This window comes from Chryseobacterium formosum, from assembly GCF_026460885.1.
In the GTDB taxonomy this organism is placed as follows: domain Bacteria; phylum Bacteroidota; class Bacteroidia; order Flavobacteriales; family Weeksellaceae; genus Chryseobacterium; species Chryseobacterium formosus.
In genome coordinates, this window is the sequence record NZ_JAOVZW010000018.1 from 63058 (window position 1) to 88168 (window position 25111).

The 25111-nt window shown below is 33.9% G+C and carries 37 protein-coding genes; 4 read left to right on the forward strand and 33 right to left on the reverse strand.

The genetic code is table 11. The features are described 5' to 3' along the window. Positions 1–102 precede the first annotated feature (102 nt). The 5 genes from OF897_RS14760 to OF897_RS14780 all read right to left on the reverse strand — a co-directional run bounded on the left by OF897_RS14760 (position 103) and on the right by OF897_RS14780 (position 5943). Positions 103–1389 (reverse strand): citrate synthase, encoded by a 1287-nt coding sequence (locus tag OF897_RS14760; protein WP_267266457.1) that lies wholly within the window; start codon positions 1387–1389, stop codon positions 103–105. A gap of 90 nt (positions 1390–1479) precedes the next feature. Then, a complete protein-coding gene (gene eno / locus OF897_RS14765; protein WP_267266458.1) occupies positions 1480–2772 on the reverse strand; it encodes a phosphopyruvate hydratase in 1293 nt (430 codons plus the stop codon). A 292-nt stretch (positions 2773–3064) separates the two neighbouring features. Then, a complete protein-coding gene (locus OF897_RS14770; RefSeq protein WP_267266459.1) occupies positions 3065–3853 on the reverse strand; it encodes a sensor histidine kinase in 789 nt (262 codons plus the stop codon). 648 nt (positions 3854–4501) lie between these two features. Next, positions 4502–5305 (reverse strand): hypothetical protein, encoded by an 804-nt coding sequence (locus tag OF897_RS14775; protein ID WP_267266460.1) that lies wholly within the window; start codon positions 5303–5305, stop codon positions 4502–4504. Between the two features lie 5 nt (positions 5306–5310). After that, positions 5311–5943, reverse strand: coding sequence for a response regulator transcription factor (locus OF897_RS14780; protein ID WP_267266461.1), 633 nt, complete (start codon positions 5941–5943; stop codon positions 5311–5313). A 172-nt stretch (positions 5944–6115) separates the two neighbouring features. On the opposite strand from OF897_RS14780, the gene OF897_RS14785 reads away from it, so the two are divergent. Then, positions 6116–6544 carry a hypothetical protein gene (locus OF897_RS14785; RefSeq protein WP_267266462.1) on the forward strand — a complete coding sequence of 143 codons (429 nt, stop codon included), beginning with the start codon at positions 6116–6118 and terminating at the stop codon, positions 6542–6544. 56 nt (positions 6545–6600) lie between these two features. Here the strand turns inward: OF897_RS14785 and rplQ are convergent, their stop codons facing one another. The 28 genes from rplQ to rplC form a co-directional block, all read right to left on the reverse strand. Further along, positions 6601–7119: a 50S ribosomal protein L17 gene (gene rplQ / locus OF897_RS14790; RefSeq protein WP_267266463.1), complete on the reverse strand. Its 519-nt coding sequence runs from the start codon at positions 7117–7119 to the stop codon at positions 6601–6603. A gap of 6 nt (positions 7120–7125) precedes the next feature. Next, positions 7126–8121, reverse strand: a complete 996-nt coding sequence (locus OF897_RS14795) for a DNA-directed RNA polymerase subunit alpha (RefSeq protein WP_074230972.1) — start codon at positions 8119–8121, stop codon at positions 7126–7128. Positions 8122–8154: 33 nt separating this feature from the next. Continuing rightward, complete coding sequence (gene rpsD, locus OF897_RS14800) at positions 8155–8763, reverse strand: 30S ribosomal protein S4 (protein WP_066679831.1); 609 nt, start codon at positions 8761–8763, stop codon at positions 8155–8157. A 19-nt stretch (positions 8764–8782) separates the two neighbouring features. Continuing rightward, the gene (rpsK, locus tag OF897_RS14805) at positions 8783–9172 is read right to left on the reverse strand and encodes a 30S ribosomal protein S11 (protein WP_066679832.1); all 390 of its coding nucleotides are present in this window, start codon (positions 9170–9172) and stop codon (positions 8783–8785) included. Positions 9173–9184: 12 nt separating this feature from the next. Further along, positions 9185–9562: a 30S ribosomal protein S13 gene (gene rpsM, locus OF897_RS14810; protein WP_034678036.1), complete on the reverse strand. Its 378-nt coding sequence runs from the start codon at positions 9560–9562 to the stop codon at positions 9185–9187. Between the two features lie 3 nt (positions 9563–9565). Beyond that, the gene (rpmJ, locus tag OF897_RS14815) at positions 9566–9682 is read right to left on the reverse strand and encodes a 50S ribosomal protein L36 (RefSeq protein WP_007839480.1); all 117 of its coding nucleotides are present in this window, start codon (positions 9680–9682) and stop codon (positions 9566–9568) included. Positions 9683–9747: 65 nt separating this feature from the next. After that, the gene (gene infA, locus OF897_RS14820; RefSeq protein WP_027381317.1) at positions 9748–9963 is read right to left on the reverse strand and encodes a translation initiation factor IF-1; all 216 of its coding nucleotides are present in this window, start codon (positions 9961–9963) and stop codon (positions 9748–9750) included. Positions 9964–9966: 3 nt separating this feature from the next. After that, positions 9967–11346 carry a preprotein translocase subunit SecY gene (gene secY, locus OF897_RS14825; protein WP_129535101.1) on the reverse strand — a complete coding sequence of 460 codons (1380 nt, stop codon included), beginning with the start codon at positions 11344–11346 and terminating at the stop codon, positions 9967–9969. Positions 11347–11355: 9 nt separating this feature from the next. Beyond that, on the reverse strand, positions 11356–11805 hold the full coding sequence (gene rplO, locus OF897_RS14830; RefSeq protein WP_267266464.1) for a 50S ribosomal protein L15: 450 nt from the start codon (positions 11803–11805) through the stop codon (positions 11356–11358). Positions 11806–11824: 19 nt separating this feature from the next. Next, positions 11825–12001, reverse strand: coding sequence for a 50S ribosomal protein L30 (gene rpmD, locus OF897_RS14835; protein WP_047442249.1), 177 nt, complete (start codon positions 11999–12001; stop codon positions 11825–11827). 10 nt (positions 12002–12011) lie between these two features. Further along, positions 12012–12533, reverse strand: coding sequence for a 30S ribosomal protein S5 (rpsE, locus tag OF897_RS14840; RefSeq protein WP_027387203.1), 522 nt, complete (start codon positions 12531–12533; stop codon positions 12012–12014). An 18-nt stretch (positions 12534–12551) separates the two neighbouring features. After that, positions 12552–12905: a 50S ribosomal protein L18 gene (rplR, locus tag OF897_RS14845; protein WP_267266465.1), complete on the reverse strand. Its 354-nt coding sequence runs from the start codon at positions 12903–12905 to the stop codon at positions 12552–12554. 14 nt (positions 12906–12919) lie between these two features. Next, positions 12920–13465 (reverse strand): 50S ribosomal protein L6, encoded by a 546-nt coding sequence (gene rplF, locus OF897_RS14850; RefSeq protein ID WP_267266466.1) that lies wholly within the window; start codon positions 13463–13465, stop codon positions 12920–12922. Positions 13466–13482: 17 nt separating this feature from the next. Beyond that, positions 13483–13881 (reverse strand): 30S ribosomal protein S8, encoded by a 399-nt coding sequence (gene rpsH, locus OF897_RS14855; RefSeq protein ID WP_267266467.1) that lies wholly within the window; start codon positions 13879–13881, stop codon positions 13483–13485. A gap of 351 nt (positions 13882–14232) precedes the next feature. After that, positions 14233–14502, reverse strand: coding sequence for a 30S ribosomal protein S14 (rpsN, locus tag OF897_RS14860; protein WP_047442254.1), 270 nt, complete (start codon positions 14500–14502; stop codon positions 14233–14235). 3 nt (positions 14503–14505) lie between these two features. Further along, positions 14506–15057 carry a 50S ribosomal protein L5 gene (rplE, locus tag OF897_RS14865; protein WP_267266468.1) on the reverse strand — a complete coding sequence of 184 codons (552 nt, stop codon included), beginning with the start codon at positions 15055–15057 and terminating at the stop codon, positions 14506–14508. 11 nt (positions 15058–15068) lie between these two features. Further along, positions 15069–15395, reverse strand: a complete 327-nt coding sequence (rplX, locus tag OF897_RS14870; RefSeq protein WP_267266469.1) for a 50S ribosomal protein L24 — start codon at positions 15393–15395, stop codon at positions 15069–15071. A 22-nt stretch (positions 15396–15417) separates the two neighbouring features. Then, complete coding sequence (gene rplN, locus OF897_RS14875) at positions 15418–15786, reverse strand: 50S ribosomal protein L14 (protein ID WP_034684837.1); 369 nt, start codon at positions 15784–15786, stop codon at positions 15418–15420. Positions 15787–15788: 2 nt separating this feature from the next. Then, positions 15789–16043, reverse strand: a complete 255-nt coding sequence (gene rpsQ / locus OF897_RS14880) for a 30S ribosomal protein S17 (protein ID WP_034678021.1) — start codon at positions 16041–16043, stop codon at positions 15789–15791. Positions 16044–16057: 14 nt separating this feature from the next. After that, positions 16058–16243, reverse strand: a complete 186-nt coding sequence (gene rpmC / locus OF897_RS14885; protein WP_267266470.1) for a 50S ribosomal protein L29 — start codon at positions 16241–16243, stop codon at positions 16058–16060. A 12-nt stretch (positions 16244–16255) separates the two neighbouring features. Further along, complete coding sequence (gene rplP / locus OF897_RS14890) at positions 16256–16681, reverse strand: 50S ribosomal protein L16 (protein ID WP_267266471.1); 426 nt, start codon at positions 16679–16681, stop codon at positions 16256–16258. A 76-nt stretch (positions 16682–16757) separates the two neighbouring features. Next, positions 16758–17504: a 30S ribosomal protein S3 gene (gene rpsC, locus OF897_RS14895; RefSeq protein ID WP_066679842.1), complete on the reverse strand. Its 747-nt coding sequence runs from the start codon at positions 17502–17504 to the stop codon at positions 16758–16760. Positions 17505–17512: 8 nt separating this feature from the next. Then, on the reverse strand, positions 17513–17908 hold the full coding sequence (gene rplV, locus OF897_RS14900; RefSeq protein WP_267266472.1) for a 50S ribosomal protein L22: 396 nt from the start codon (positions 17906–17908) through the stop codon (positions 17513–17515). Between the two features lie 2 nt (positions 17909–17910). Then, the gene (gene rpsS / locus OF897_RS14905; protein WP_267266473.1) at positions 17911–18189 is read right to left on the reverse strand and encodes a 30S ribosomal protein S19; all 279 of its coding nucleotides are present in this window, start codon (positions 18187–18189) and stop codon (positions 17911–17913) included. A gap of 2 nt (positions 18190–18191) precedes the next feature. Continuing rightward, a complete protein-coding gene (gene rplB / locus OF897_RS14910) occupies positions 18192–19013 on the reverse strand; it encodes a 50S ribosomal protein L2 (protein WP_267266474.1) in 822 nt (273 codons plus the stop codon). Between the two features lie 22 nt (positions 19014–19035). Further along, a complete protein-coding gene (gene rplW / locus OF897_RS14915; RefSeq protein ID WP_047442263.1) occupies positions 19036–19326 on the reverse strand; it encodes a 50S ribosomal protein L23 in 291 nt (96 codons plus the stop codon). A 3-nt stretch (positions 19327–19329) separates the two neighbouring features. Beyond that, entirely contained in the window at positions 19330–19959 is a 630-nt protein-coding gene (rplD, locus tag OF897_RS14920; protein ID WP_267266475.1) for a 50S ribosomal protein L4, read from the reverse strand. Then, on the reverse strand, positions 19950–20576 hold the full coding sequence (rplC, locus tag OF897_RS14925) for a 50S ribosomal protein L3 (RefSeq protein WP_267266476.1): 627 nt from the start codon (positions 20574–20576) through the stop codon (positions 19950–19952). The genes rplD and rplC overlap by 10 nt, the downstream gene beginning before the upstream one ends. A gap of 242 nt (positions 20577–20818) precedes the next feature. Between rplC and OF897_RS14930 the strand changes: the two genes are divergently transcribed. The 3 genes from OF897_RS14930 (at position 20819) to OF897_RS14940 (ending at position 25071) form a co-directional block, all read left to right on the forward strand. After that, entirely contained in the window at positions 20819–21232 is a 414-nt protein-coding gene (locus tag OF897_RS14930) for a hypothetical protein (RefSeq protein WP_267266477.1), read from the forward strand. Then, on the forward strand, positions 21232–22203 hold the full coding sequence (locus OF897_RS14935; RefSeq protein WP_267266478.1) for a hypothetical protein: 972 nt from the start codon (positions 21232–21234) through the stop codon (positions 22201–22203). Before OF897_RS14930 ends, OF897_RS14935 begins: the two co-directional genes overlap by 1 nt. Positions 22204–22359: 156 nt before the next feature. Further along, the gene (locus OF897_RS14940; RefSeq protein ID WP_267266479.1) at positions 22360–25071 is read left to right on the forward strand and encodes a hypothetical protein; all 2712 of its coding nucleotides are present in this window, start codon (positions 22360–22362) and stop codon (positions 25069–25071) included. Positions 25072–25111: the final 40 nt, after the last annotated feature.

Consider the following 25111-nt stretch of genomic DNA (forward strand, 5'->3'; position numbering starts at 1 on the left):
CTGTGTTAAATTTTAAAATAATTTTTAAAAACTAAATTATAGAACAACAAAAATCCCAAAGCAAAAAACTTTGGGATTTTAAATTGATATGAGAAGTCAATATTATCTGTTTGAAATATCGATATAATCTCTTTTTTGAGCTCCTTGGTAAACCTGTCTTGGTCTTCCGATCGGATCTCCTTTTAGTCTCATTTCTTTCCATTGAGCGATCCATCCCGGAAGTCTTCCCAATGCGAACATTACGGTAAACATTTCTGTAGGAATTCCTAATGCTCTGTAGATGATTCCTGAATAGAAATCTACGTTTGGATATAATTTTCTTTCGATGAAGTATTCGTCTTCAAGAGCTACTTTTTCTAATTGCATTGCAATATCAAGCGCTTTGTCTTCAATTCCTAAAGCAGCTAATAAATCATCAGCAGCTTTTTTGATGATTTTTGCTCTTGGATCGAAGTTTTTGTAAACTCTGTGTCCGAATCCCATCAAACGGAAACTGTCATTCTTATCTTTAGCTTTAGCCACCCATTTATTAACGTCTCCACCATCTTTTTCGATTAATTCAAGCATTTCAATAACCGCTTGGTTTGCACCACCGTGAAGTGGTCCCCAAAGTGCAGAAATACCCGCTGAAACTGAAGCGAAAAGACCTGTGTGAGCAGAACCTACCATTCTTACAGTAGATGTAGAACAGTTTTGCTCATGGTCAGCGTGAAGGATTAACAATTTATTTAAAGCAGCAGTAACCACAGGGTTGATTACAAACTCTTCGTTGGGTAATCTGAAAGCCATTTTATAGAAATTTTCTACATAATCAAGGCTGTTATCTCCATGGTTTAATGGTAAACCAAGAGTTTTTCTGTACGTCCAAGCTGCAAGATGAGCAAATTTAGCTATCAATAATTCTGCTGCAAGATCCATCTCTTCTTTAGATTGTACATTAACAGATTTAGGGTTAAATGCTGTTAACGCAGAAGTAAGAGTAGACAAAACTCCCATTGGATGAGCAGAACGAGGGAAAGCATCGATGATTTTTTTCATCTCCTCTGCTACGAAGTTATATTTTTTAATATTACCGTTGAAAGTATCAAGCTGATCTTCTGTAGGCAATTCACCGTGCAATAAAAGATACATTACCTCAGTAAAGTTTGATTTCTCAGCGATTTGCTCGATAGGATAACCTCTGTAGAACAACTCTCCTTGGTCACCATCAAGATATGTAATCTCGCTTAATGTAGCACCTGTATTTTTGTACCCTAAATCTAAGGTAATAAGACCAGTTTGGTCTCTTAATTTTGAAATATCTATTCCTCTGTCTCCGATTGTACTATCCACGACTGGATATTCATACGAATTACCGTCGTAATTCAATATAACTTTGTTGTCTGACATTATTTTAAATTTATTTTTTTAAATATACTATTTATTATAAAATACGGCAAACAAAAAATTTCGTTCGCCGTTATTTATAAATTCGATTAATTATCTTTTGATTTTAAAAGCATCTAATCCTGGGAAATAAGCTGTATCACCCAAAGCTTCTTCAATTCTTAATAATTGGTTGTATTTTGCCATTCTGTCTGATCTTGAAGCAGAACCAGTTTTAATTTGACCACAATTCATCGCAACCGCTAAATCTGCGATTGTAGAATCTTCAGTTTCACCAGATCTGTGAGACATTACAGAAGTAAACTTGTTGTGTTGAGCCATTTGTACAGCTGCCATTGTTTCTGAAAGCGAACCGATTTGGTTTACTTTAACCAAAATTGAATTTGCGATTCCTTCGTCAACTCCTCTTTTTAATCTTTCAACATTAGTTACGAATAAATCGTCACCAACCAATTGTACTCTGTCCCCTATTTTATCGGTTAACATTTTCCAACCTTCCCAGTCATTTTCCTGCATACCGTCTTCGATCGAGATAATTGGATATTTGTTTGCCAATTCAGCTAAGTAAGAAACCTGCTCGCTGCTTGAAAACTGAGGCGCATCTGCAGTTTGGAATTTTCTGTAATCGTAAATTCCGTCTTTATAAAATTCTGAAGCTGCACAATCTAATGCAATCATTACATCATCACCTGGTTTGTAACCTGCTTTTTCTATAGCTTGTAATAAAGTATCTAAAGCGTCTTCAGTTCCTTTGAAAGTTGGTGCAAAACCACCTTCGTCACCTACAGCCGTTGAAAGGCCTCTTGAATGAAGAATAGATTTCAAATTGTGGAAAATTTCAGTTCCTTTTCTCAAAGCATGAGAAAAAGAGTCCGCTTTTACCGGCATTACCATAAATTCCTGGAAAGCAATCGGCGCATCTGAGTGAGATCCACCATTGATTACGTTCATCATCGGAACAGGAAGTGTATTTGCATTTACACCACCTACATATTTATATAAAGGCATTTTTAATTCAGCAGCAGCAGCTTTTGCAGCAGCTAAAGAAACACCAAGAATTGCATTTGCACCTAAATTTCCTTTATTATTAGTACCATCCAATTCAATCATAATCTGATCAATCAAATTCTGATCAAAAACCGGAAGACCCACCAATTCCGGAGAAATAACGTCTCTTACATTTTCTACAGCCTTAGAAACACCTTTCCCCATCCATTCTGAACCGCCATCACGCAATTCAACAGCTTCATGTTCACCAGTAGATGCTCCAGAAGGAACGGCAGCACGACCCATCGCACCACTTTCTGTAAATACATCAACTTCAACTGTAGGATTCCCTCTAGAATCCAAAATTTGTCTCGCTTCTATGTAAGAAATGTAACTCATTTTTCTGTTTATTTTATAGTTTAGACAAATTTAGTCAAAATTTAATTTTTTACATTATATTGAATGCTTCATTTGAGTTTTTGTGAGTTAAATTTTAGTTAATTCTTAAACTATAAAATACATTTTATAAATTCAAGGAAGAATTTTAATAATCTAGAATAAGAAAAAAGTTTTCATGGCTATTGGTTCTTAATCTTTACCATTCAAAATTCTGTTTATTTTAATTTTCTAAACGATTAATTTTACAATAAAAAAGCATCATTTTTTAATGATGCTTTTTTGCTTAAAATAATTATAAATCTATTTTGAAAAACAAATTCGTTCCGTTATCGTTCGTCACTTCGCAATGTCCTTTTTGTTCCTCCATTCTTCGTTTCATATTTCGGAGTCCATTTCCGTCTGTTTTTTCATGACTGATTCCTATACCGTTGTCTGAAATTTTCATTATGAATTCTTTATCATTTTGAATAAACGATAGTTTTAGTTGATCAGCCTGACTGTGTTTATAGGCGTTATTCAAAGCTTCTTTTAAACATAAGAAAAGATTTCTTCGTTGCTCAGTCGTGATTATTCTTTCAAAAGCTATATTTTCTTCTTCGAGAATAAGTCGAATTTTTGTTTTTTTAAGAAAACTCGCTGCATATATTTTAGCATATTCAACTAAACTCCCAATAGTGTCATTTCCTGAATTTAAGCTCCAAAGCATTTCTCTCATAGAAATATTCATTTCTTCAGATGTTTTCAGAAGTTCGTCGATATCTGTTTTTAAATCTTCGTCTTCTGCTTTTTGTTTGAGAAATTCTGCCTGAAGTTTAAGTGCAGAAATTCCTGCGCCAAGATCGTCGTGCATATCGTGGGAAATACGTTCACGCTCGAGTTCTATTGATTTTTGCTTTTCAAGTTCTTTTTGAAGGAGTTGGTTTTGATATTCTGATTCTTGAAGTTGTTTTTCTTTTAAATAAAGCAGTTGTTTTCTGTTATAAATAAAAACTACAAAAACGATGAACAAAACTAAAATCATCATAATTGCTATTGCAATGATGTAAGTAATTTTTATTTCATCCTGAAGCTCACTCATCATTAGAATTCAAATATATTTTATTTTCATATTTTTTCATTCCTACATATAGCAAAGCGTACATAATTATATTAATTATATTTTGGTTTACCCTAATTAATTTTAAAAATTCGGGATCTATTTTATTAAACAAAAACATCGGTACGGATCTAAATACGAAGAAACAACTCCACATTAATATTGCGGTCGATATCCAAAAAACAGGATCAGATGTAATTTTATTTTCATCAAACAACATAATTTTCTGATAAAACCATAATAAAGAAACAACTATGTAAAATAGAGATATTAAAACTCCAATTTTAATATCAAAATCTGTTTTATAAAATTTTGTAAAACCAAAATAAACGAATAGTGAAGCTGTAAAAATTATATCTAAACTTCTTTTCCTTAATTTCTCGAAAATTTTCCTGTAAAAAAAATAAAAAAAACCTATACTAAAAAGGCAATAAAAATTATATAAGATTCCTGTTGATATCGATGTATCTATGTTTAGCAAAACATAAGAATATATTTCAAGACAAGCTGTAACTATGATATAAACATTCAAAAAGTTTAGTCCTGCAAATCGATATTTTCTTAAACCAAATATCGATTTAAGAGCCAGCAAAAATAATACTGAATAGTAAGTAATCTCGATTATTAAAGAAATCATGGTCTCAGACTTCCCATGTCATAATAGTCAGCTCCTGACTCGAAAACCATAGTTAACTGTTTTACACGAGATTCAAAATGTTCTTCATACAATGCTACATTAAGTTGATCACCCAAATTATTTTCTTCAATAATTGCCAAAACATCACTTATTTCACACATATACACATTAAATTTAAGAGTGTTTACCTTTGCCAAAGTATCTTTTATATCTTCTATATTATAAAAAACAGAGCATGTATTTTTCTTAGATGAATATGGCCCTGGAAAATACTCTTTAAGTTTAGAACTACTACTATTATCAAATACTTCCTTATACATTAAAAATTCAGTATCCGTAATTTTCAATTCTTCTAAACTTTGATCGCTTTTTGCATTCATAATTAAATAATTAAGCTCAGGAATATTTTTTTCATCAATTGTTTGTAGAGACGCAACCATATAAATCATTTTACCACTAGTCATAGGATTTACATCTAGTCTTGAATCATTAGAAGGTATTTCTACTAAAGTAAAATTGAGGTTTACAGCATTATTATCTTCCATCATTTCACAAATTTCTCTTAGCAAATCGCAACTTACCTCGTAAATACCATCATTGTTATAGTTTATATTATTTTCATTCAAAAATGGTAGCATTCCGTTATTTGCATTGTCAATAAAACTTTTTGCTATTATAGTGTTAATTCCGCCAATTGGATTGACATCAACTAAATGATCTAATTTATTACCAATTGGCCCTTTTGCATAATTCTTATTTTCTACTTTTCCTTCCTGATTGATCTCGTTTAAACTGCTCATGTTTTTTAGTTTTTAAAATGGTTAAATTTATTTATAGCTTCAACTTTATTATTTACCTGAAGCTTTCTATATATATTACCGACGTGTTTTTTTACGGTATCGATGCTTACGAATATTTTATCTGCAATCTCTTTGTATAAAAGACCTTGAGACAAAAGTTCTACAATTTCCGTTTCCCTTTTTGTAAGTTCTTCAAAGTATTTTACTTCAATTGTTTTTTTTTCAAAATGAGTTAAAACTTTTCTGGCAATTGAAAAACTCATTGGGGCACCACCGTTGTAAACATCACGAATTGATGAGAGAATTTTATCCATGCTTTCACCCTTTACGAGATAGCCCATTGCTCCGGCTTTTAAAGAATTAAAAATCATTTCGTCATCCTCAAAGCTTGTACACATGATAAATTGTGTTGAAGGTAAATCTTTTTTTAACTTAGTAATGATTTCTATACCAAGCATATCCTGTAATTGAATATCCATCATCACAACATCCGGAGAAATCTCTGATAGATTTTTGAGCGCAGCATTTCCGTCAAAGAACTGAGCAATTACCTTCATATCAGTTTGGTAATCGATGATTTTCTTCAACGCATTGTTGTAGTTTTTTTCGTCTTCTACTATGGCTATGGAAATGCTCATGTTTATGATTTTGTTAAGACAAATTTCATTAAAAAACAAAGCAGAATCAATTACACCTTTGGGTAATTTTTAAAGTTTTGGGTTTTCGGTTATTGGTTTGTTTTTTGTTTTATTAAATTTAAAGAAATTTCTGCAAATAGAAAATTAATTTAAATTAATAATAAATAACTGAATGAAAAAAGGACTTATACTATCCATTGGGATTTTAACTCTTTCGTTATCAAGCTGTAAAAAGTCAGAAGAAGGAAATAAAGGAATCATTAAATCTGATTCTGAAAACATTGAAGTTCTTGCCGATAATGGAGCGATTGATTCTACGATTGCCTACAATACAGATATTAACGGCAATAAAAGCATAAAAACAGATTACGTTTACAAGGCAACAGACGGAACTTTGGTAAAAGTAGTATTTAATTACGATCCTAAAAGTAGAAATGTTTCTATCACGAATAACAAGAAAACCTTTGTTTTGGATAAATCTGAAGCGAAAGTAAATGAAACCATTTATCAAAAGGATGATATGAAAGCTACCGTAAAAGGTGACAGCTTAATTATTCATCAAGGTGAAAACATTATTGAATTGGTAAAAACCAAAATATAAGAAACAAAAAAACCGCTCAGAAATCTGAACGGTTTTTTTATATATCTGTAAGAATATTATTCTCCAGATTTTTCTTCAGTAGAATCAGTTGATTCAGCTTTAGCCTCTTTAACTTTTTCTATTGCTACAGGAGCAGCTTCAACAGCTACTTTTGCAGTAGTAGATCTTCTACTTCTTCTTGTCGTCTTTTTCTCCTCAGCATTAGGATTGTAAAGTTCGTTGAAATCAACAAGCTCAATAAGAGCCATGTCTGCAGCATCACCTTGTCTGAAACCAGTCTTGATGATTCTTGTATATCCACCGTTTCTTTCTGCGATTTTAGGAGCTACTGTTCTGAAAAGTTCAGTAACCGCCTCTTTACTTTGAAGATATGCAAAAACAATTCTTCTATTGTGTGTAGTATCTTCTTTTGCCTTTGTTAATAAAGGTTCAACATATACTCTTAAAGCTTTAGCTTTAGCTACAGTAGTGTTGATTCTTTTATGCTCAATTAGAGAACAAGCCATATTAGAAAGTAAAGCGCTTCTGTGCGAAGACGTTCTTCCTAAGTGATTGAATTTTTTACCGTGTCTCATTATTATTTAATTATCAGCGTCTAATTTATATTTTGCAACGTCAAAACCGAAGTTAAGACCTTTTGAATGCACCAATTCTTCTAGTTCTGTCAAAGATTTTTTACCAAAATTTCTGAATTTCATCAAATCAGACTTACTGTAAGAAACAAGCTCACCAAGAGTTTCTACTTCAGCTGCTTTCAGACAGTTTAGGGCTCTTACAGAAAGATCCATATCTGCTAATTTAGACTTAAGTAATTGTCTTGTATGAAGAGTTTCTTCATCGTACTGGATAGATGCTTTTACAGCTTCAGTCTCCAAAGTGATTCTCTCATCAGAGAACAACATGAAGTGATAAATTAATATCTTAGAAGCTTCAGTTAAAGCATTCTGAGGGCTGATTGAGCCATCAGTTTCTATATCTAATACAAGTTTTTCGTAGTCTGTTTTTTGCTCTACACGGTAATTTTCAATACTATACTGTACTTTTTTGATCGGCGTAAAAATAGAGTCGATAGCAATAGTTCCTACAGGAGCATTGTTTGACTTGTTTTGTTCAGAAGGTACATACCCTCTTCCCTTTTCTATGTTAAACGTAATTTCAAAAGTAACATCAGAGTTTAGGTTACAGATCATCAAATCTGGATTCAAGATCTCAAATCCGTTGATAGACTGTCCTAAATCTCCAGCAGTAATTACGGTTTGACCAGAAACTTTAGCAACAACCTGCTCTGAAGCTTGGTTTTCTGCTGTAGCTTTAAGTCTCACCTGCTTAAGGTTAAGAATAATTTCGGTAACGTCTTCGATTACTCCTGGAATAGTTGAAAATTCGTGCTCTACACCTTCTATTTTGATAGATGAAATAGCGTATCCTTCCAGAGAAGAAAGCAACACTCTTCTCAAAGCATTACCGATTGTAAGCCCGAAACCTGGTTCTAAAGGACGAAATTCGAATTGACCTTTAAATTCATCAGAGTTAAGTAGAATTACTTTATCGGGTTTTATGAATTGTAAAATTGCCATATTATTGGGTTGAGCAAAAAATTGATTAAAAAATTATTTAGAGTAAAGTTCGACGATAAGCTGTTCCTTGATGTCTTCCGGGATTTGGATTCTCTCAGGAGCAGAAATGAAGGTACCTTCTTTTTTCTCGTCGTTGAATTGCAACCACTCATAGTTTGCTTTTGATGCCAAAGCATCAGCAACTACTTCAAGAGACTTAGATTTCTCTCTTACAGCAATTACATCACCAGCTTTTACTAAATAAGATGGAATGTTAAGAATCTCACCATTCACAGTGATGTGTCTGTGAGAAGTTAACTGTCTTGCTCCAGATCTAGTTTTAGCAAAACCTAATCTGTAAACAACGTTATCCAATCTTGATTCGCAAAGCTGTAATAGAACTTCACCTGTTACACCTTTACTTCTGTGCGCTTTTTCGAATAAGTTAGCAAACTGTCTTTCTAAAATACCGTAAGTATATTTAGCTTTTTGCTTTTCCATCAACTGGACAGCGTATTCTGATTTCTTTGCTCCTCTTCTTTTGTTAACGCCATGTTGTCCTGGCGGTTGGTTTTTTCTTTTCTCGAAGTTTTTATCATCTCCGTAGATTGCAGCACCAAACTTTCTAGCAATCTTAGTTTTAGGTCCAATATATCTTGCCATAATGGGTAAATTCTAAAAATTAAACTCTTCTTCTTTTCGGTGGTCTACATCCATTGTGTGGCATAGGAGTAACGTCGATAATTTCGCTTACTTCGATACCTGAATTGTGAATTGTTCTGATAGCAGATTCTCTACCTGCACCTGGACCTTTCACATACACCTTTACTCTTCTAAGACCCGCTTCGTGAGCTACAGTAGAGCAATTTTCTGCTGCCATTTGAGCAGCAAAAGGAGTGTTCTTTTTAGAACCTCTGAACCCCATTTTACCGGCAGATGCCCAAGAGATAACTTCTCCGCTTTTATTTGTTAAAGAAATGATGATGTTATTGAAAGAAGCTTGAATATGCGCTTCACCAATAGCCTCAACTTTTACTTTTCTTTTTTTAACTACTTTAGTTTGTTTTGCCATAATTCCTAACGATTATTTACTTGCTTTTTTCTTGTTAGCAACTGTTTTTCTCTTTCCTTTACGGGTTCTAGAGTTGTTTTTCGTTCTCTGGCCTCTTAAAGGTAGTCCTAGTCTGTGACGTATTCCTCGTTGGCATCCTATGTCCATTAATCGCTTAATGTTCAATTGCACTTCAGATCTAAGCTCTCCTTCCACTTTAATGTTTTCTGAGATATAAGTTCTGATTGCAGCCAATTCATCGTCATTCCATTCGTTGACTTTCTTGTCTTCGCTGATACCGGCAGCCTTAAGGATTTCAGAAGAAGTACTTCTTCCAACTCCATAAATATAAGTTAAACCGATAACACCTCTTTTGTTTTTTGGTAAATCAATACCTGAAATTCTCGCCATAATTTAGCCTTGTCTTTGTTTAAATTTTGGGTTTTTCTTGTTGATTACGAAGAGTACACCCTTTCTGCGTACAATTTTGCAATCAGCACTTCTTTTTTTAATTGATGCTCTAACTTTCATTTGAAATATTTATATTTTTTTAACAATAGCCAAATGGAGATCAGAAGATTCCACTTGGCATTTGTTTAATATCTAAATGTAATTCTCCCCTTCGAAAGATCGTAAGGAGACATTTCTAATTTTACCTTATCACCAGGTAATAGTTTAATATAATGCATACGCATTTTACCAGAGATATGAGCAATAAGAATATGCCCATTTTCTAGCTCTACACGGAACTGCGCGTTCGAAAGTGCTTCCGTAATAACGCCATCCTGCTCGATATGTTTCTGTTTTGCCATAAATTAATATCCAGTCGATCTTGATAATTTAGACTGCATTAAGCCATCATAATGATGATTCAGCAGATAAGTGTTAATCTGTTGAACAGTATCTAATACTACCCCAACCATAATTAGCAACGAAGTTCCCCCGAAAAATAGGGCGAACGCATCTGTCTGAACAAGACTTCCATGCACTATTGCTGGAAGGACTGCAAAGATAGATAAAAATATTGCACCTGGCAAAGTAATTTTTGATAAAATATCATCCAAATAATCAGCGGTTTCTTTACCGGGTCTTACTTTAGGTACCAAACCTCCGTTTCTCTTTAAATCATCGGCCATTTGGTTTACCGGAATTGTAATTGCGGTATAGAAAAATGAAAAGATAATAATCAGTAATGCAAACAATACGTTGTATTGCCAGCTGAAAACATTTTTGAAACCAGCAAGAAAAGTATTAGACTCATCAAATTTAGTCAACAAACCAGGTACGAACATCAATGCCTGAGCAAAGATAATCGGCATTACACCGGCCGCATTTACTTTTAATGGAATCCACTGTCTTGCTCCCTGCATAAGATTTTTATTTACACCTCCTCTTGCCTGAGCTCTGCTTACATACTGAATAGGGATTTTCCTTACTGCAACAGATAATACTACTGCTAAAAGAACCACCAACATCCAGAATATTACTTCAACAAGGATCATGATTGAACCTAATCCTCCTTTTCCGTTTTGTACTGCGATTTCCTGTACAAATGCTTCTGGTAATCTAGATAAAATACCTACCATAATAAGGATAGAAATACCATTTCCAATACCTTTATCGGTAATTTTTTCACCCAACCACATTGCAAATACAGAACCACCCACCAAGATTACAATACTTGGCAACCAGAACATAATAGAATTAGGATCTACAAAATATGCAGACTGGAACTGAGCATAAGGTAAGAACAATTGAGTAATAGAAGTTAAGTAAGAAGGCGCCTGTACAAGACAAACCCCAATTGTTAACCATCTAGTAATTTGATTCAATGTATTTCTACCAGATTCTCCGTCTTTTTGAAGTTTCTGAAGATAAGGAATTGCCATCCCCATCAACTGAACAATAATAGAAGCAGAAATGTAAGGCATGATACCTAACGCCATTACAGAAGCGTGGCTGAAAGCTCCTCCTGTAAACGACGAAAGCAAGCCAAGGAGACCTGCTCCTTGCTTGTTACCGCCTTGATTTTTATAATGCTCTAAGAGATCACCTACTTCTGCAAGGTTAATTGCGGGAAGTGAGATGAAAGATGCGAATCTATACACAAGGATAATACCCAAAGTAAAGAGAATCTTATCTCTCAATTCTTTAAGGCTCCAAATATTTTTGAGGGTTTGTATAAATTCTTTCATTAGTAATTATTATAAAGTAATTGCTTGACCACCTGCTTTAGCAATAAGCTCTTGAGCAGATTTAGTGAATTTGTCAGCTGTAATTGAAACCGCAGATTTCAATTCTCCTCTACCCATAATTTTCACTAATTCGTTTTTAGTAGCTAAACCGAATTGTACCAAAACTTCTTTTGTAATATCTCCTGTTACAGATTTATTTTCAATTAAAATTTGGATATCATCTAAGTTGATTGCTCTAAATTCTTTTCTGTTTACGTTTTTGAAACCAAACTTAGGTAATCTTCTTTGTAAAGGCATCTGTCCACCTTCGAAACCGATTTTCTGAGAATAACCAGCTCTAGCTTTTTGACCTTTATGACCTTTTGTAGAAGTACCTCCTTTTCCACTACCTTGTCCTCTACCAATTCTTTTTGAACTAAATGTAGAACCTGCAGCAGGCTTTATGTTGTTTAAATTCATTTTAAAATTATTTTAAAAATTATTTTTGAACTTCAAGTAAGTGGCTAACTGCAGCTATCATTCCTAAAATAGAAGGTGTAGCTTCGTGCTCGATAACTTGGTGAAGTTTCTTAAATCCTAATGCTTCAAGCGTTCTCTTTTGGGTTTTTGTTCTACCAATAGCGCTTCTTACTTGCTTTACTTTAATTGTTGCCATTGTTTATTTATTAACCGTTAAACACTTTAGTTAGAGAAACTCCTCTCATTCTTGCAATTTCTTCTGGTCTTCTGATGTCTAACAATGCTTTGAAAGTTGCCTTTACAACATTGTGAGGGTTTGAAGATCCTTTAGATTTTGAAAGGATATCGTGAACACCAGCAGATTCAAGTACCGCTCTTACCGCACCACCTGCGATAAGTCCTGTACCGTGAGAAGCAGGTCTCAAGAAGATATCTGCACCACCGTATCTAGCAGAAGTTTGGTGAGGGATAGTATGGTTCATTACAGGAACTTTTACTAAGTTTTTCTTAGCATCTTCTACCGCCTTAGCAATAGCAGAAGCAACTTCCTTAGATTTTCCTAAACCAAAACCGATAGTTCCAGCTTCGTCTCCTACAACAACAATTGCAGAAAATCCGAAAGCTCTACCTCCTTTAGTTACTTTTGTTACTCTATTAACAGCTACGAGACGATCTTTTAATTCTAATCCTCCCGGTTTTACTCTTTCTATATTATCTAGTCCTAACATATTTCCGAAATTTAATGATTAGAATTTAAGTCCTCCTTCTCTCGCTCCGTCAGCTAGAGCTTTTACTCTACCATGGTAAACGAATCCGTTTCTATCAAATACAATAGATTCGATTCCTGCAGCAAGGGCTTTAGCAGCAATTGCTTTACCTACAGCAGCAGAAACTTCACTTTTTGTTCCGTTAGCATCTACTCCTTTCTCTCTAGAAGAAGCTGAAGCTAAAGTTTTTCCGTCTTTATCGTTGATTAACTGAGCGTAAATTTCCTTATTACTCTTGTATACAGATAATCTTGGCAAATCAGCAGATCCAGAGATTTTTCCTCTTACTCTTCTTTTGATTCTTATTCTTTTTTCTAATTTACTTAGTGCCATTTTCTTAAATTTTATTAAGCAGATTTACCAGCTTTACGTCTTACAATTTCTCCTACGAATTTCACACCTTTTCCTTTGTATGGCTCAGGTTTTCTGAAAGATCTGATCTTTGCAGCTACCATCCCTAAAAGTTGGTTATCGTGAGACGTTAAAGTAATAATTGGGTTTTTACCTTTTTCAGTCAATGTATCAACTTTCACTTCATTTGGAAGTTCTAATACGATACCGTGAGAGAATCCTAAAGCTAGCTCAAGTTTTTGACCTGCGTGTGAAGCTCTGTATCCTACCCCTACTAATTCTAGTTTCTTTTCGAAACCTGTGTTAACACCAGTGATCATATTAGCGATTAACGCTCTGTATAAACCGTGAAGTGCTTTGTGTTGTTTAGCTTCAGATGGTCTGCTAACAGTTAACTGACCTTCGTTTTGCTCAATAGTAATTCCTTCTGTAAGCTCCTGAGAAAGTTCTCCTTTAGGACCTTTTACTGTAACTACACCTTCTTTTTCAGAAACTGTGATACCAGCTGGAATTGTTATAATTGCTTTACCAATTCTTGACATTTTCCTTTGATTAAAAATTAATAAACATAGCAGATTACTTCACCACCTACTTTCTCTTCTCTAGCTTTCTTGTCAGTCATTACTCCTTTAGAAGTAGAGATGATAGAAATACCCAAACCGTTTAGTACTCTTGGAAGTTCACCTGAACCTTTGTACTGTCTCAAACCTGGTCTAGAAGCTCTTTGGATAGATTTAATAGCTGGTTTGTTAGTTTGCTTATCGTACTTCAAAGCGATTTTGATGTTTCCTTGAACAGCGTTATCTTCAAACTTAAAGTTTAAGATATACCCTTGATCAAATAAAATCTTTGTAATCTCCTTTTTGATTTTCGATGCAGGAATTTCCACCACTTTGTGGCCTGCGCTTTGTGCGTTCCTTACTCTAGTCAGGAAATCTGAAATTGGATCTGTTACCATTTCTTTGTTTTAAATTATTGGTTAATGACAATCAGTATTGAAAAGACTTGAAGATTAAAGACTATATGGTTCCGAATATTTCTTCACCTGATCTCTTTACCTTCAGTATCTCAACAACTTAATTGTCACTTTGATTTTTTTAATTTCATTTTATTCTAATAAACATAGCCAAAACGAAGATTAGTCTCCCAGAGAAATAATAATTTTCCTGAGCGGGTGCAAAAATACAAAAAAAAATTAATAATATTTATTTTTTTCTCTGCCTCTAAGCCGACTAAATTTTGTACTTTATTTATTAAAATACAGCTGACTTATAAAAATATAGAAGTCAGCTGTAAAAATTTTTATTGCTTACCAACTAGCTTTTTTAACGCCCGGGATAAGTCCGTTGTTTGCCATTTCTCTGAAAGTTACTCTCGAAATACCAAACGTTCTCATGTACCCTCTTGGTCTACCTGTCAATTTACATCTGTTGTGTAATCTTACAGGAGAAGCATTTTTTGGTAATTTTTGAAGTCCTTCATAATCACCAGCTTCTTTTAAAGCTTTTCTTTTCTCAGCGTATTTAGCTACAGTAGCTTCTCTTTTGCGCTCACGCGCTTTCATTGATTCTTTAGCCATTTCTTAGTTCTTTTTGAACGGTAAACCGAAGTGAGTTAATAATGATTTAGCTTCTTTATCTGTTTTCGCAGTTGTAACGAAAGTAATGTCCATCCCTTGGATTTTCTTTACTTTGTCGATTACGATCTCAGGGAAGATAATCTGCTCAGTAATACCTAAGTTATAGTTACCTCTACCATCAAAACCATCAGCTTTGATACCAGAAAAATCTCTGATACGTGGTAAAGCAGAAGCAGTAAGTCTGTCTAAGAATTCGTACATTTTTGTAGCTCTAAGAGTTACCTTAGCTCCTACAGGCATACCTTTTCTTAATTTGAAAGCAGCTTCATCTTTTTTAGAGATAGTACCAACAGCCTTTTGACCAGTGATATTTGTAAGTTCTTCTACAGCATAATCGATGATTTTTTTATCAGCAGTAGCGTCTCCTAAACCTTGAGATAAAATAATTTTCTCAAGTCTTGGTACCTGCATTACTGATTTGTATCCGAATTCTTCCATCATTGCTGGAACAATCGTTTCTTTATATGCTTTTTTGGGTCTTGCTATAAATTCCATGTGTTATTTAATTATAAAGTTTCACCCGTTTTTTTGTTGATTCTTACTTTCTTATCTCCTTCGATTTTGTAACCTACTTTGATAGCTTTTCCGTCTTTATCAACTAGAGCTACGTTTGAGATATGAACAGAAGCTTCCTTCTCAGTGATTCCTCCTTGAGGGTTAGAAGCTGAAGGCTTAACGTGTTTTTTAACGATGTTAAGACCTGCAACAATAACTCTAGGGTCTCTTCCTTCTTTTTTGATCACTTCAATAACTTCACCAGTTTTACCTTTGATATCTTTTTTACCAGTAGTAATGATTACGTTATCTCCTCTTTTTATTTTTAACTTTGACATTTTCTTTTAAAAATTTTAAAAATTAAAGTACTTCAGGAGCTAATGAAATGATTTTCATATATTCTTTGTCTCTCAACTCACGAGCAACCGGTCCGAAAACACGTGTTCCTCTCATTTCTCCTCCAGCGTTTAGTAATACACAAGCATTGTCTTCGAATTTGATGTATGAACCATCTTTTCTTCTTACTGCTTTTTTAGTTCTTACTACAACTGCTTTAGATACCTGACCTTTTTTTGCGTTTCCTGATGGTGTAGAATCTTTAATAGTAACTACGATTTTATCACCAACTGAAGCATATCTTCTTCTGGTTCCTCCCAGAACTCTGATAACCAATACTTCTTTAGCACCTGTGTTATCAGCAACTTTTAATCTTGATTCTGTTTGTAACATGATTACTTAGCTTTTTCAATGATTCTTACTAATCTCCATCTTTTACTCTTGCTCAAAGGTCTAGTTTCAGAAATTAAAACTGTATCTCCTTCGTTGCATTCGTTGTTTTCGTCGTGTGCAGTATATTTTTTCGTTTTCAAAACGAATTTACCGTACATCGGGTGTTTTACTCTCGTAGTTTCACTAACAACAATAGTTTTTTCCATTTTATTACTGGAAACCACTCCGATTCTTTCTTTTCTTAAATTTCTATCCATTGTAAAAAGGAATATTATTGTTTGTTAGTTAACTCAGTGTTTAATCTTGCGATTGTCTTTCTCAAATCTCTGATTTGGATCGGGTTTTCAAGTGGGCTGATTTTGTGAGCCAATTTCATTTTTGAAAATTGAGCTTTAGCTTCAGTCAATTTAGCTTGAACATCTTCCGCGCTTAGATTTTTAATTTCAGCTTGTTTCATTGTATTCAGAGATTAAAGAGGTTTAACAAAATCGTTAGCAACTACAAATCTAGTCGTAACTGGTAATTTTTGTGCAGCAAGTCTTAATGCTTCTTTAGCGATTTCGTAAGATACACCTCCGACTTCGAACATAATTTTACCTGGCTTTACTACAGCTACCCAATATTCTACAGCACCTTTACCTTTACCCATCCTTACTTCGGCTGGTTTTTTAGTAATAGGTTTATCCGGGAATATTTTGATCCATAGTTGACCTTCTCTCTTCATATATCTTGTCGCAGCGATACGAGCAGCTTCGATTTGTCTTGCAGTGATCCAAGCACCTTCGTTAGCTTTGATTCCGAAAGTTCCATAAGCAAGTTGATTACCTCTTTGAGCAATCCCCTTCATTTTCATCTTATGAACTCTACGGAATTTGGTTCTTTTTGGTTGTAACATAATTTTAAATTTTAGATTTTAGAATTTAGATTTTAAAAAAGTAACGGTCGTTTAAAAACTATCCTCTAAAATTTTATTAATTATTTTTTTTATCTCTAGAAGGTCTTCTGTTATCTCTATCTCCTCCTCTTTCTCTGTTTCCACCACCTGAAGGACCACCTTTCTTCTGTTGTCCTACTAATGGCATAAGATCTCTCTTACCATAAACTTCTCCTTTCATGATCCAAACTTTAACTCCTAGTTTACCGTATTGAGTTAAAGCTTCACCGATATGATAATCGATGTCTGCTCTGAAAGTAGACAATGGGATTCTTCCGTCTTTGAAAGACTCAGATCTTGCCATTTCAGCACCGTTCAATCTACCAGAGATTTGAACTTTGATACCTTCAGCACCCATTCTCATTGTAGAAGCGATAGCCATCTTCACAGCTCTTCTGTAAGAGATTCTGTTTTCGATTTGCTTAGCGATACTGTCTGCAACTAATACTGCGTCAAGTTCAGGTCTTTTGATTTCGAAGATGTTGATTTGAATATCCTTTTTTGTAAGTTTCTTCAATTCTTCTTTCAACTTGTCAACTTCCTGACCTCCTTTACCGATGATTAATCCCGGTCTAGCAGTAGTGATTGTTACAGTTACTAATTTAAGTGTTCTCTCAATATAAATTTTTGAGATCCCACCCTTAGATAATCTTGCTTCAAGGTATCTTCTGATTTTGTAATCTTCAGCGATTCTATCACCGTAGTTTTTACCACCAAACCAGTTAGAATCCCATCCTCTGATGATACCTAATCTGTTACCAATTGGATTTGTCTTCTGTCCCATACCTTGAATTAATTTTTAGTACCTAAGATTAATGTAATGTGGTTTGATCTTTTTCTGATTCTGTACCCTCTACCTTGTGGAGCTGGTCTTAGTCTCTTCAATTGTCTTGCACTGTCTACAAAAATTTCTTTAACGATAAGGTTTGCTTCTTCAATATCAGCACCTTCGTTTTTAGACTGCCAGTTTGCCATTGCAGAAAGTAAAACTTTCTCCAATTTGTTTGACGCGTCTTTCTTTGAATATTTTAGAATGCTTAATGCTTTATCTACTTCTACTCCTCTGATGATATCAGCTACTAATCTCATTTTTCTTGGAGAAGAAGGGCAATCATTGTGTAACGCTTTCGCTACATCCTGATTTGTTAATTTACGTGCTAATGCACTTTCTCTTTTTCTTGATCCCATGATTATCTGCTACCTTTGTTTTTGTTACCACCATGACCTCTGAAAGATCTTGTTGGAGAAAATTCGCCTAACTTGTGACCTACCATGTTTTCTGTAACGTAAACAGGGATAAAAGATTTCCCGTTGTGTACAGCAATAGTTTGTCCTACGAAGTCCGGAGAGATCATTGATGCTCTAGACCAAGTTTTGATAACTGTTTTTTTACCAGCTTCTACGTTTGCCTGAACCTTCTTATCTAAAGTATGATGAATGAATGGTCCTTTTTTAAGTGATCTTGCCATAATTATTTTCTTTTAGATACGATGTAACGGTTAGACGCTTTGTTTTTCTTTCTGGTTTTGTAACCTTTAGCCGGCATACCGTTTCTAGATCTTGGGTGACCTCCAGAAGAACGTCCTTCACCACCTCCCATTGGGTGATCTACAGGGTTCATTACTACTGGTCTTGTTCTAGGTCTTCTACCTAACCATCTGCTTCTACCAGCCTTACCTGAAACAGTTAACTGATGATCAGAGTTAGAAACAGATCCAACCATTGCATAACATTCAGTAAGGATCATTCTAGATTCTCCTGAAGGCAATTTTACGATTGCATATTTACCGTCTCTTGAAGTTAATTGAGCTGATGAACCAGCACTTCTAGCTAAGATTGCACCTTGACCTGGCTTCATTTCGATACAAGAAATTACAGTTCCCAAAGGAATGTTTTTCAATTTCATTGCATTACCTACATTAGGCTCTACACTTTCTCCTGAAATGATTTTTTGATCAACTTTGATCCCGTTTGGAGCGATGATATATCTCTTCTCTCCGTCTGCATATTCAACTAAAGCGATGAAAGCAGTTCTGTTTGGATCGTACTCTACAGTTTTTACCGTTGCTTCAACATCATGCTTGTTTCTTTTGAAGTCGATAATTCTGTATTTCTTTTTGTGTCCACCTCCGGTGTAACGCATGGTCATTTTACCAGTTTGGTTACGTCCACCTGACTTACTAATACCAACTGTTAGAGACTTCTCTGGTTTGTTGGTAGTAATTTCCTCAAAATTGTTTACAATTCTGAATCTCTGTCCTGGGGTGATAGGTTTTAATTTTCTAACAGACATTACTATTATTTATAATTAATAATTAATTTACAGCAAAAATGTCGATTACTTCTCCTTCAGCAAGAGTGATAACCGCCTTTTTCAATTTGTTTGTCTTTCCTACTTGAAGACCTTTTTTAGTGTATTTCGAAGAAACTTTAGGAGCATAAATCATGGTTCTAACGTCTGCTACTTTCACACCGTAAGCTTGCTCAATTGCATTTTTAATTTGGATTTTATTCGCCTTAGGTTGAACTAAGAAAGAATAAGCACCTCTTAAATCTGTAAGATAGTTAGCTTTTTCTGAAATAACTGGTTTAATAATTAGTGACATGATTTATTTCTTTAAATTTTCCTGGAATTTTTCAACTGCACCTTCTAAGAAAACAATCTCACCTGCATTAATTAAGTCATAAGAAGAAATTTCGTTGAATTTCATAACTTTAGTCTTAGGTAAGTTTCTTGAAGATAAATATACATTCTTGTTTGTTTCAGGAAGAATGAATAAAGATTTCTTATCGTTCAATGCCAATGCATTCAAAATAGTGATGAAATCTTTAGTTTTAGGAGCAGCAATGCTCAATCCTTCAACAATTCTGATGCTGTTATCTCTCATTTTCTGAGAAAGAACAGATTTTTTAGCTAATCTCTTAAGAGCTTTGTTCAATTTGAATCTGTAGTCTCTTGGCTTAGGACCGAATACTCTACCTCCACCTCTAAAAGTAGGAGATTTAATATCACCGTATCTAGCAGAACCAGATCCTTTTTGCTTCTTAAGTTTCTTAGTAGAAGCAGTAATTTCGCTTCTTTCTTTTGATTTATGAGTACCTTGACGCTGCGCAGCAAGATATTGTTTTACTTCTAAGTAAACCGCGTGCTTATTTGGCTCAATTCCGAATACTGTTTCGTCTAGAGTTACTTTTTTTCCGGTTTCTTTTCCTGATGTATTTAATACTACTAGTTCCATTTTCTGATAATTACATAAGAATTTTTAGCTCCCGGAACAGCACCTTTTACTACTAAAAGATTTTGTTCTTGATCCACTTTTAATACTTGAAGGTTTTGTACAGTCACCTGCTTACCTCCCATTCTACCTGCCATTCTCATCCCTTTGAATACTCTCGAAGGATCCGATCCCGCACCGATTGAACCAGGAGCTCTTAATCTGTTGTGCTGACCGTGAGTAGCTTGCATTACACCTCCAAATCCGTGTCTTTTAACAACACCTTGGAAACCTTTACCTTTTGAAGTTCCTGTTACATCAACAAATTCACCTTCAGCGAATAAATCAACTTTTACTTCTTCTCCTACTTTTACTTCGTCAACGAATTCTCTGTAGAATTCTACCAACTTAGCTTTAGGAGTTGAACCAGCCTTTTTAAAATGACCAGCTAACGCTTTACCAACGTTCTTCTCACTCTTGTCATCGAAACCTAACTGAACAGATTTATACCCGTCCTTTTCAATGGTTCTGACCTGTAAAACTGAGCAAGGACCTGCCTGGATAACGGTACACGGCATATTTTTGCCGTTTTCGTCAAACAGAGAAGTCATCCCAATTTTTTTTCCAATAATACCTGACATTATTTATATAATATGTTATAAAATTTTCTTGTATTCACTTTCATTTTTCGGGTTCTCAAATAATTACCAAGTTTGAATTGGGCATATTCCTCCCCTAAAATGAGTGTGCAAATGTATGAATAAAATTTAATTTGACAAATATTTCTTGCAAAATATTTTGATTTTTAATCATTTAGCAGATTTGCATCATTTTTGAAATAAAATTCTTTTAATTAATTTTTTAATTTTGAGAAAAAAGAAATATGAGAGCTATTTTCACCACGCTTTTAATATGTTTTAGCATTGTCGTGTTTTCACAGGCTAAAACACCTTTTATAGGCAAAAGACATTTCAATATCGAACAGGGAGCAAGCGGTTCCGGAACTCCTGCCTATTATTTAGATATAAGGAAAAATGGAAATGTACATTTTGGATTTCTTCAAATCAACCAAGCCGATGGAAAAGAAACAAAAGAAGAAATCAATGCAGGAAAATATAATCCTGAAGCAATGAGAGTTCATTTTAAAACTTATAATGAAACGTTTTATGTAAAATTCAATAAAGAAAAAATTTACCTGACTGACGAAAAAGGGAATATAAAAAAATCTGATGATTGCTGCCCTATTTCTGAAATGGCTGAAATGAACTGCAACTGTCAAAGCATTCTTTACAAATAATGAAAGTCTTATCTTATCTTTTTATTTTCCTGCTCATCTTTTCATGTGGCAAAAAAGAAAAACATCCTTACTCTTTTTATTATTGGAAAACCAACCTCAAACTCAATGATACTGAAAAAGAAGTTTTAGCCAAAGCTAATACTTCATATTTATATACAAGATTTTTCGATGTTGATAAAGTCAATGGAAAATTTGAACCAGTTGCCGTTATTACAAAAGACAAAAGTTTTAAAACAGAAAAAGAAATTATTCCAACAGTTTTTATTACGAATCGGAGTTTTATTAATATTCAAAAAGAAGAAATTGGTTTTTTGGCTGAAAAAGTGAGCGATTTAATTCAAAAGAAAATCAAAGATTACGGTTTAAAAGTCAATAACGAAATTCAGATCGATTGCGACTGGACTTCCGGAACGAAAGACGATTATTTTGAATTTTTAAAACAGTTAAAAAAGATTTCACAAAAAGAAATTACCTGCACTTTAAGACTTCATCAGGTAAAAGATAAAAGTCTCACAGGAATTCCGCCCGTCGAAAAAGTTTACTTGATGTGCTACTCTACTTCTTCACCATTAGAAAATTCAGATAAAAATTCAATTTTAGATTTGAATGTTCTGAAAAGCTATTTATCAAAACTGGAAGATTATCCCATCAAAAAAATTGAAGTCGCACTTCCGATTTATTCGTGGGGAATTGTAACCAATCATTTCGGAAAGCACAAGCTCATTAATGCACTTTCAACAAAAGATTTAGATAATCCTGATTTCAAAAAAATTTCCGAGAATGAAATTGAACTTTTAAAAGACGGATTTTACTTTGGAAACTTTTTAAATAAAGGTTTTAAAATAAAAATCGAAGAAATCTCTGAAGAACAACTTGAAAATGCCATTCAGTTTTTAGATAAAAAAATCGGTTCTTATAACATTATATATTATCAATTAGATAGTAAATTTGTGGAAGGACGGAATCTTTGATTTGCTTGATGATAGAAGTTTTTAAATGCATCAAAAAATTCGTGCATTCGTGGCAGTAATTTCACTCACAGATAAATTGAAACACTTATAACCATGTCTAGACTTAAAAGCTTGACACGGTTGTTAGAAAAAATATATAAAACACCAACCAACAATATGAAAAAGTATATCATTTCACTTTCAATCGCATCGCTGTTCTACACAAAGACCGAAGCTTGTGCATGGTCTGATCCTGATCATGATTATTTTAATCTTTTCACGCAGAGCATTATAAAAGACAAATCTTATCTCCCATTTTTACATAATTATTCTGACCGATTTTATACTAACTATAAACCTTCTCAGATTCCTGATGAAAATATTGAATCGTGGAGAATTTTTTTTGGAAATCAATTGAGTTATACCGAGACAAATTATTTGGTAAACAAAATCAGCTTAAATGATTTAAACGAATTAAAAAAAGGGAATCCCAATAATCAGCTTTTAAAGAAACTAGGAACTGGATTTTATGCTAAATATCGTGAAGCTATAGATTATTTAATTGAAGCAAAATATCTTGAGCCTTACATGAGAATTAATTTTGTGGAAGGTGCAGATTCTTTTTATTACAGAGAAAACGAAAATGATAAAAATGCAACGAAATTAGATTACAACAAAACCATTTCAGCATTAAATTCTCTATATAACGCAGCAAAAAATCCTGAAATCAAGCAGCGTTATGGTTATCAGTTGGTGAGATTCAATCACTATACAAGAAATTATGATTCTGCGGTTGAAGCTTTCAAAAAATATGTACAACCTATAAAATTGAAAGGCGCTCCTTATTATATGGCGCTCGATCAATTAGCAGGAGCTCAGAGAGGACTTCAGTTGGGAAATGAAGCCAACTGGAATTTTTTTCAGGTTTTTATGAACTCCAAAAGCCGTAAAGAATCTTCTTTTGTTTCGATGAAGCTTTCAGATTCTGCTTCTTTTAACAATATTATGAAAAGAGCGGGAACGAGCGAGGAGAAAAATATGGCGTATTTTCTGTTGGGATATGAAGATTTTACCAATCCGATTCCCATGATGGAAAAGATGTACGACATAGATCCAGACTCCGAAATTCTAAAAGTAATGGCTGCAAGAAGCATCAATGAACTCGAAAGAAATTATCTTCCTACTTACTATTACTCTTCGAAAGATTCAAGTAAAAATTTAGATAAAAAAGACAATAATTCTACCACTACAAAAACAGAAGTCAAGAAAAAGGAATTGAGTTTCTGGCAGAAAATTGTTCTTTTCTTTAAAAACCTTTTTGGCGGAAAAAAATCTGAAAAAACGGATTCTAAATCTGAACAAAGCAATGATGAACTGTTTGAAAACCCAGACAGGATCCCAACTTTTGTAAAAAATAATTCTTATTACTGGTCTGAAGATCAAAATCAGAAAGATTTCATCGATGATCTTGAAAAATTCACGGCTAAAACGAAAGAGAAATCTAAAGATGAATATTGGCAGATTGCAGATGCGTATTTAAAATTCCTTAAAAAAGATTACGAAGATAGCAGTGATATTTTAGCAGATATTAAAACGAATAATCCTGAATATCTTGAAGAAATCAAGCGAATGAAAGTATTGAATGATATCGTTTCACAACCAAAAATCGATGCGGATTATGAAGGCCATTTAATGAAAGATTATCCTGAATATTTTGTTGCGAAAAAACAAAAAAGAGACAGCGTACTGATTGAATATGATAATTACGATTATTTTGGTGAAGCCCCTTCAACCGCAGAATTTCTGAAAGATGTTTTGGCAAACCGTTATTTCCTTCAAGGTGAAGACGGAAAATCTTTCTTGATGAATAATAAACTTTCTGACTTACAATACAATCCTAATTCAAGTCTTGTAAAAAGTGTAGAAGAGTTTTACAGAAAACCGAATAAAACCCAATTCGAACAGCAGATTATTGCTAAAAATCTTGATAACGTAGGAAATATTGATGCATTCTTTGCCGATATTTATGGTGACAGAGCGATGAGGCTGGCTGATTTTGATAAAGCTAAATCTTATTATCAGAAAGCGCTGAAATTCTCAGGAATTCCTAGAGAGAACTATGAAACTTATAATTCTGAAACCGGAAAATATGAAAAACTAGTTTACAATGGTGAAAATTATGATGGTTACAACAATATTCCGAATCTCGTTTTCGGACATAACAATTGGGAAAGCTTCCAAGGTTCTGATGCGGAAAGTATGAAAGCCGAGGATTACACTCAATTTCCTTTTATTAAAACCAAAATGAATAAGCTGGAATTAGCAGATGCATTGGTTCAGCTTAGAAAAATAGGAACCGGAAAAGATGCAAAAGCAGTTCAAGCCAACCAACTTATTGGAAATGTTTTGTACAACACTTCAATTCTCGGTTATTACAGACAGCTTTTCGTGATGGATGTTGACAACAGCAACGGCGGAAAATATGATTTCTGGGCAACGGAAAGACAAAATCCTTTTCAGTATTATTATAAAGATTTCACCAATACTACTTTCATAGAGCCAGATAATTTTGATTTAGCAATTAATTATTACAAAAAAGCATTTGATTTATCGACCGACAGAGAACAAAAAGCGAGAGTTTTATTTCAAATGGCAAGTGCAGAACAGGGAAAATATTACCAGTACGAAGCGAAACATCAAGCCAATATTGATTATTCTGATCCAAAATGGTCTGAGAAAAATGACAGCTATGAAAAACAGATGGGCGATCTGAAAAATCAAAAATACAGAACCTACTTTACACAATTGAAATCTCAGTTTTCAAATACAGAAACTGCGAGAGAACTTTTGGGAAGCTGTAGTTATTTTGATTATTTCATGAAGAGATAATTTAAAAACAAAGCCTTACAAAATTTTGTAAGGCTTTGTT

Excerpts from the sequence above, each read along its gene's own strand:
- OF897_RS14760 (WP_267266457.1), bottom strand. The coding sequence starts at position 1,389 with ATGTCAGACAACAAAGTTATATTGAATTACGACGGTAATTCGTATGAA.
- eno (WP_267266458.1), bottom strand. The coding sequence starts at position 2,772 with ATGAGTTACATTTCTTACATAGAAGCGAGACAAATTTTGGATTCTAGA.
- OF897_RS14770 (WP_267266459.1), bottom strand. The coding sequence starts at position 3,853 with ATGATGAGTGAGCTTCAGGATGAAATAAAAATTACTTACATCATTGCA.
- OF897_RS14775 (WP_267266460.1), bottom strand. The coding sequence starts at position 5,305 with ATGAGCAGTTTAAACGAGATCAATCAGGAAGGAAAAGTAGAAAATAAG.
- OF897_RS14780 (WP_267266461.1), bottom strand. The coding sequence starts at position 5,943 with ATGAGCATTTCCATAGCCATAGTAGAAGACGAAAAAAACTACAACAAT.
- OF897_RS14785 (WP_267266462.1), top strand. The coding sequence starts at position 6,116 with ATGAAAAAAGGACTTATACTATCCATTGGGATTTTAACTCTTTCGTTA.
- rplQ (WP_267266463.1), bottom strand. The coding sequence starts at position 7,119 with ATGAGACACGGTAAAAAATTCAATCACTTAGGAAGAACGTCTTCGCAC.
- OF897_RS14795 (WP_074230972.1), bottom strand. The coding sequence starts at position 8,121 with ATGGCAATTTTACAATTCATAAAACCCGATAAAGTAATTCTACTTAAC.
- rpsD (WP_066679831.1), bottom strand. The coding sequence starts at position 8,763 with ATGGCAAGATATATTGGACCTAAAACTAAGATTGCTAGAAAGTTTGGT.
- rpsK (WP_066679832.1), bottom strand. The coding sequence starts at position 9,172 with ATGGCAAAACAAACTAAAGTAGTTAAAAAAAGAAAAGTAAAAGTTGAG.
- rpsM (WP_034678036.1), bottom strand. The coding sequence starts at position 9,562 with ATGGCGAGAATTTCAGGTATTGATTTACCAAAAAACAAAAGAGGTGTT.
- rpmJ (WP_007839480.1), bottom strand. The coding sequence starts at position 9,682 with ATGAAAGTTAGAGCATCAATTAAAAAAAGAAGTGCTGATTGCAAAATT.
- infA (WP_027381317.1), bottom strand. The coding sequence starts at position 9,963 with ATGGCAAAACAGAAACATATCGAGCAGGATGGCGTTATTACGGAAGCA.
- secY (WP_129535101.1), bottom strand. The coding sequence starts at position 11,346 with ATGAAAGAATTTATACAAACCCTCAAAAATATTTGGAGCCTTAAAGAA.
- rplO (WP_267266464.1), bottom strand. The coding sequence starts at position 11,805 with ATGAATTTAAACAACATAAAGCCTGCTGCAGGTTCTACATTTAGTTCA.
- rpmD (WP_047442249.1), bottom strand. The coding sequence starts at position 12,001 with ATGGCAACAATTAAAGTAAAGCAAGTAAGAAGCGCTATTGGTAGAACA.
- rpsE (WP_027387203.1), bottom strand. The coding sequence starts at position 12,533 with ATGTTAGGACTAGATAATATAGAAAGAGTAAAACCGGGAGGATTAGAA.
- rplR (WP_267266465.1), bottom strand. The coding sequence starts at position 12,905 with ATGGCACTAAGTAAATTAGAAAAAAGAATAAGAATCAAAAGAAGAGTA.
- rplF (WP_267266466.1), bottom strand. The coding sequence starts at position 13,465 with ATGTCAAGAATTGGTAAAGCAATTATAACAATTCCAGCTGGTATCACA.
- rpsH (WP_267266467.1), bottom strand. The coding sequence starts at position 13,881 with ATGGTAACAGATCCAATTTCAGATTTCCTGACTAGAGTAAGGAACGCA.
- rpsN (WP_047442254.1), bottom strand. The coding sequence starts at position 14,502 with ATGGCTAAAGAATCAATGAAAGCGCGTGAGCGCAAAAGAGAAGCTACT.
- rplE (WP_267266468.1), bottom strand. The coding sequence starts at position 15,057 with ATGGAATTTATAGCAAGACCCAAAAAAGCATATAAAGAAACGATTGTT.
- rplX (WP_267266469.1), bottom strand. The coding sequence starts at position 15,395 with ATGTCAAAGTTAAAAATAAAAAGAGGAGATAACGTAATCATTACTACT.
- rplN (WP_034684837.1), bottom strand. The coding sequence starts at position 15,786 with ATGTTACAAACAGAATCAAGATTAAAAGTTGCTGATAACACAGGTGCT.
- rpsQ (WP_034678021.1), bottom strand. The coding sequence starts at position 16,043 with ATGGATAGAAATTTAAGAAAAGAAAGAATCGGAGTGGTTTCCAGTAAT.
- rpmC (WP_267266470.1), bottom strand. The coding sequence starts at position 16,243 with ATGAAACAAGCTGAAATTAAAAATCTAAGCGCGGAAGATGTTCAAGCT.
- rplP (WP_267266471.1), bottom strand. The coding sequence starts at position 16,681 with ATGTTACAACCAAAAAGAACCAAATTCCGTAGAGTTCATAAGATGAAA.
- rpsC (WP_066679842.1), bottom strand. The coding sequence starts at position 17,504 with ATGGGACAGAAGACAAATCCAATTGGTAACAGATTAGGTATCATCAGA.
- rplV (WP_267266472.1), bottom strand. The coding sequence starts at position 17,908 with ATGGGATCAAGAAAAAGAGAAAGTGCATTAGCACGTAAATTAACAAAT.
- rpsS (WP_267266473.1), bottom strand. The coding sequence starts at position 18,189 with ATGGCAAGATCACTTAAAAAAGGACCATTCATTCATCATACTTTAGAT.
- rplB (WP_267266474.1), bottom strand. The coding sequence starts at position 19,013 with ATGTCTGTTAGAAAATTAAAACCTATCACCCCAGGACAGAGATTCAGA.
- rplW (WP_047442263.1), bottom strand. The coding sequence starts at position 19,326 with ATGTCACTAATTATTAAACCAGTTATTTCAGAAAAAGCTAACTATCTT.
- rplD (WP_267266475.1), bottom strand. The coding sequence starts at position 19,959 with ATGGAACTAGTAGTATTAAATACATCAGGAAAAGAAACCGGAAAAAAA.
- rplC (WP_267266476.1), bottom strand. The coding sequence starts at position 20,576 with ATGTCAGGTATTATTGGAAAAAAAATTGGGATGACTTCTCTGTTTGAC.
- OF897_RS14930 (WP_267266477.1), top strand. The coding sequence starts at position 20,819 with ATGAGAGCTATTTTCACCACGCTTTTAATATGTTTTAGCATTGTCGTG.
- OF897_RS14935 (WP_267266478.1), top strand. The coding sequence starts at position 21,232 with ATGAAAGTCTTATCTTATCTTTTTATTTTCCTGCTCATCTTTTCATGT.
- OF897_RS14940 (WP_267266479.1), top strand. The coding sequence starts at position 22,360 with ATGAAAAAGTATATCATTTCACTTTCAATCGCATCGCTGTTCTACACA.